Source organism: Candidatus Obscuribacterales bacterium, assembly GCA_036703605.1.
Taxonomy (GTDB): Bacteria; Cyanobacteriota; Cyanobacteriia; order RECH01; family RECH01; genus RECH01.
This window is the reverse complement of the sequence record DATNRH010000340.1, coordinates 1-4,675: the sequence shown is the minus strand read 5'-3', so window position 1 is coordinate 4,675 and position 4,675 is coordinate 1. Positions and strand designations below refer to the sequence as shown.

Here is a 4,675-nt window from a genome sequence, read left to right as displayed (position 1 = left end):
GAAGGCCGCGTTGAGCGCTTCTTGCGGAAGTATGGGATGACGGACTCATCGTCAGCTAGTAGCTAGCTGGAAGGGTCGCCCCCCAACTTGCCTATGATGGTCTCTGTACTACAGAAAAAAGACACATCCCCTCCTAATAGGGTCATGATGGTAATAACGTGTCTGTTGATTGCCGTGTGAGTGGATCGAATGACTGAGTCTTACTTGCTAGATAAACTGAGATCGGTTGAGCAAACGTTTCATGAACTGACTCGTCGTTTAGCCGATCCTGACGTGGCGACTGATCCACAAGAATTCCAACGCCTAGCCAAATCCCGTTCCTCCTTGGAAGAAACGGTGAATACGTTTGAGTCGTGGAAACTAGCTCAGCAAGAGCTGGAAGGCGCAAGGCAAGTTCTCAAAGAAGCTAATGCCGATCCAGACATGCGCGAGATGGCAGCAGCCGAGGTTGAGGAGTTAGTCGCGGAAACCAACCGCCTAGAGGAACGTCTCAAAATTCTGCTGCTGCCCCAGGATCCGAATGATGATAAAAACATCATGTTGGAGGTGCGTGCCGGCACAGGTGGGGACGAAGCTAGCATTTGGGCAGGCGACTTAGTGCGCATGTATTCTCGCTATGCGGAAAGCCAACATTGGCAAGTCAAGCTGGTGAGTGAATCCATTGCAGATATGGGTGGCTTTAAGGAAGCTATCCTAGAAATCTGTGGCGATCGCGTCTATAGCAAGCTGAAATTTGAGGCTGGGGTGCATCGGGTGCAGCGCGTCCCAGTGACGGAAGCAGGTGGGCGAGTCCATACCTCAACGGCCACCGTAGCGATCATGCCGGAAGTGGACGATGTTGAAGTTGAAATTGATCCTAAGGAGATCGAATTAACAACAGCTCGTTCTGGTGGTGCGGGTGGACAGAATGTGAACAAGGTAGAAACGGCGGTTGACCTGTTCCACAAGCCAACCGGAATTCGTATTTTTTGCACCGAAGAGCGATCGCAGTTGCAAAACCGAGAGCGCGCTATGCAAATCCTGCGGGCTAAGCTCTACGAATTAAAGCTACGGGAGCAGCAAGAGGCCGTCACATCAATGCGGCGATCGCAGGTGGGCACAGGGGCTCGTTCCGAGAAAATTCGCACCTATAACTACAAAGATAATCGAGCCACCGATCATCGATTGGGGCAGAACTATGGATTGATGCCGATTTTAGAAGGTGATTTAGAAACGGTGATTCAATCCTGTATTTCTAAAGATCAGCAGGAACGCCTCCAAGAAATGGCCGTCTCCACCGCCTCAGCATCGGTCTAAAACCATGGCTCGATTTCTTCATATCGCGGATGTTCATCTTGGGTTTGATCGCTACGATAGCCCAGAGCGAACCCGCGATTTTTTTTATGCCTTTAACGACCTCGTCGAGCGCTATGCCATTGAGGATGCGGTTGATTTCGTCATTATTGTAGGCGATTTGTTTGAGCATCGCACAATTCAGCCGGCCGTCTTAAATCACGCCCAGATTGTTCTGCGATCGCTCCAAGCTGCCAATATTCCAGTGATCGCCATTGAGGGAAATCACGACAATCGCCCCTATGGAGTTGCAACCAGTTGGCTTCGCTACCTCTCTGACTGGGGATTGTTAACCCTCCTAGAACCAGGAGCCCAGGATGCGGGCGAGCCCTTTTATGAACCCTGGGATGGCCGGCGAGGTGGGTATATTGATCTAGACTGTGGAGTGCGGATCATTGGCTCTCAATGGTATGGGGCCTCAGCTCCCATGGCTATTCAGCAAATTGCCACCGCCATCAAACAGCTCCCGCCAGGACCAGCCCATCAAATCCTCCTTTTCCACCATGGGCTAGAAGGACAAATTGCTCGCTACCAAGGTGCCTTGCGCTATGGCGATCTGCTACCGCTTAAGACCGCTGGCGTCGATTATCTAGCCCTAGGTCACATCCACAAGAGCTACATCGTTGAGGATTGGGTCTTCAACCCAGGCTCGGTGGAAGCCAACAGCGTGGAAGAAGTTCGCTATGAGCGCGGGGGCTTTCAAGTTACCATCGATCCCAGCGGCATTCAAGCCAAGCTATGCCAAGACTATCAACAACGGCCCATTGTGCGGCTGAGCATCAAAACTCAGGGGCAAGAGTTGATGGAAGAACTGGTGCAGCTTGCCCTGAAAGAAACCCAAGCCGCGATCGCTAGTGGAGCTATTTGTCCGGATGAACATCCTATTGTTGAGCTTCAAATTCGCGGTACTGTGGGTTTCAATCGCCTTGATCTTGACCTGCGCGATCTTCAGCAACAGCTCCAAAATCTAACCCATGCCTTAATTTTTCTACTAAAGTTCAACGTCGATACCTTAGCCTACGGATCTCCCTCTAGCCCCGACAGCGATCGCCATCAGATTGAACGCGACATTTATTTAGATCTGCTGTCGGCGAATAGTGCCTATCGTTCCCAAGCTTCGGCCTTAGCTGAGGTTCTGCTTGAGTTAAAGCACCTCCAGCTTGAAGGCAGGTCAGAGGACGAGCTGTATACCTTGCTAGCTAGCTTTTGCAGCGATGATACTTAGCCCCTTACTCTAGTGGCTCTTCATAAAAGTCCGATCGACGGCGAGACGGCGCTTGCCACAGCAGCCGTACCACAATGGTAGCCACCATCCCAAACGCTACGCTGAAAGCCAGCACTAATCCCAAGGGTAGGGATACGGACTGGAAGGTGAGAAACTTGAGAAAAACAACTTCAGCATTTTGGATAGCAATCAGTGCCAGGGCAATCGACCAAAATGCCGTGATTAGAATGGCCGTGATGGTGTTGGCAGAAAGGGACATGGCAAACCAGGCTATGGAATAGAGGGCGATCGCACCAGCGGCCAACCTAGTCGGGTGGGTTGCTCATACAAGCGCTTCAAGGTGTTGACATCCCGCACCGAAATCGGGGGAGGTGTGCGCACCTGAGAATAGTACAAAGCATCCGTTTCTAGAGGGCTATGTCCCCACAAACCCAGGGCGTGACCAAGTTCATGGCGGGTAGCACCGGCAATATGCTGATCCGACTGACCAGGGCGAATGATTAACGTCATCTGGTGACGCAAGCAGGAGGTGGACGCATCGGGAGAGTCCACAAAAATTCGGTATCGCGTTTCAGCAGACCGGGCCCGAGGCGATTGATTAGCGTCCCACTGAATCGAAGGCGTATCTCGCCAAATCGCGATATTAGCATCCTCTAACTGGGTTGTTAGGTCTAGGGGAAAGTAGAGACTCCAGTCATGAACCGCTCCCTGCACCAACTGAGACCAAACCTGAGAGCGATCGTTGAGATCAGTGGGCGGTTCAATATAAACCTGAACCGGGCGATCGGGCCAAACCAGATAGCCGATTCCCTCGATGGGCGTGATCTCATCAAAGTAGTCATCCCTGCTGTCAGGGTTCCAGGCCACCAAGGAATCTGGCAAGGGGTAAACCGAGAGGGGCGGCAACAGTGGAGCATCTTGAGCGATCGCTTTCCCCAACCCTAACACCGCTATCAACCCCAGTAGCCCTAGCAAGACTAGGGGCCATCGACGCATTCGAGTTAGCCATCCCCGTCGATTATCCATAGGTAGCCTACAACGCTCTAGCCTTGGTTAGCCCGCAGGCGTTAGCCAGCCCGCACTGAGAATAACCGTCAAGCCCATGAAGACAACGGTCAGAGTCCAGGTTAAACGATTGAGCGTGGTTTCAGCGCTCTTGGTACTGGTAAAAAGCTGGGCTTGTCCACCTAGGCCGCCGAGACCATCACCCTTGGGGCTATGGAGCAGCACAAGGATAATCAGCCCGAGGGCAGAGCCTGCCCAAATAATCTGCAAAATATTGGTTAATGCCATAACACCATGTTGTCAACAGAACCTTGGAGCGGGGATAGCCCAAACCGGGGAGCGATCGCATCCCCACGTTGAGGAGGGCTTGATCCCGCGCATATTCTAACTATTCTACCGATGTTTACCGGACTATAGACGAGAGTGGCAGGCAAGCGATCGCACCCGCCACCTACACAGAGAGTTATCGTTAGATCGATCCCCAGTCAACCTTAAATCGACAGACGCACCGGCGTTCGGTTCGGGCGCACATCCATAGCAGCAGAGTCAATCATTGACTTACCCGTCATCTCATCCGGCTGAGGCAGCCCCAGCAACTGAAGAATCGTTGGGGCAACATCTGCCAATCGTCCGTCTGAGCGCAACACCACATCAGCACCATGCCCTGGAACTTTACGCCGCTCGCCTTCCACCAAAATAAACGGCACTGGATTGGTCGTGTGGGCAGTCCAGGGATTTTTGTTCTCATCCCACATATATTCAGCATTGCCGTGGTCAGCAATGATGATGGTGGTACCGCCCACCTTACCCACACTATCGAGCAACTCCCCTAAGCAGTGATCGACCGTCTCAATGGCCTGCACCGCAGCGTCGATATTGCCCGTATGACCTACCATGTCAGGATTGGCGTAGTTAATGACGACTAAGGAATAGATTTGTTTCGCAAGAGCCGCCGCTACCACATCCGTGACAGCCTGAGCCGACATAGCAGGAGCGCGATCGTAAGTCGCCACCATGGGACTCTGCACCAATTCCCGATCTTCTCCCTCCAGTGGATCTTCAATACCGCCGTTGAAAAAATAGGTGACGTGAGCGTACTTCTCCGTTTCAGCA

Annotated in this window: 6 protein-coding genes; 2 read left to right on the top strand and 4 right to left on the bottom strand. The window is 52.4% G+C overall.

Translation table 11 applies throughout. The annotated features are described in order from the left end of the window. The first annotated feature begins 189 nt into the window (after window positions 1–189). Window positions 190–1,296 (top strand): peptide chain release factor 1, encoded by a 1,107-nt coding sequence (prfA, locus tag V6D20_07170; protein ID HEY9815564.1) that lies wholly within the window; start codon window positions 190–192, stop codon window positions 1,294–1,296. Between the two features lie 4 nt (window positions 1,297–1,300). After that, window positions 1,301–2,557, top strand: a complete 1,257-nt coding sequence (locus V6D20_07165; GenBank protein HEY9815563.1) for a DNA repair exonuclease — start codon at window positions 1,301–1,303, stop codon at window positions 2,555–2,557. Window positions 2,558–2,561: 4 nt separating this feature from the next. Here V6D20_07165 and V6D20_07160 read toward each other — a convergent pair whose 3' ends face one another. From V6D20_07160 to V6D20_07145, 4 genes are all read right to left on the bottom strand, one after another. Beyond that, a complete protein-coding gene (locus V6D20_07160; GenBank protein HEY9815562.1) occupies window positions 2,562–2,816 on the bottom strand; it encodes a hypothetical protein in 255 nt (84 codons plus the stop codon). An 11-nt stretch (window positions 2,817–2,827) separates the two neighbouring features. Beyond that, window positions 2,828–3,583: a hypothetical protein gene (locus V6D20_07155; GenBank protein HEY9815561.1), complete on the bottom strand. Its 756-nt coding sequence runs from the start codon at window positions 3,581–3,583 to the stop codon at window positions 2,828–2,830. Window positions 3,584–3,610: 27 nt separating this feature from the next. Continuing rightward, window positions 3,611–3,850: a preprotein translocase subunit SecG gene (gene secG, locus V6D20_07150; protein HEY9815560.1), complete on the bottom strand. Its 240-nt coding sequence runs from the start codon at window positions 3,848–3,850 to the stop codon at window positions 3,611–3,613. A 203-nt stretch (window positions 3,851–4,053) separates the two neighbouring features. Continuing rightward, window positions 4,054–4,675 (bottom strand): alkaline phosphatase family protein (locus V6D20_07145; protein ID HEY9815559.1); only part of this gene is annotated, 622 nt, incomplete at its 5' end.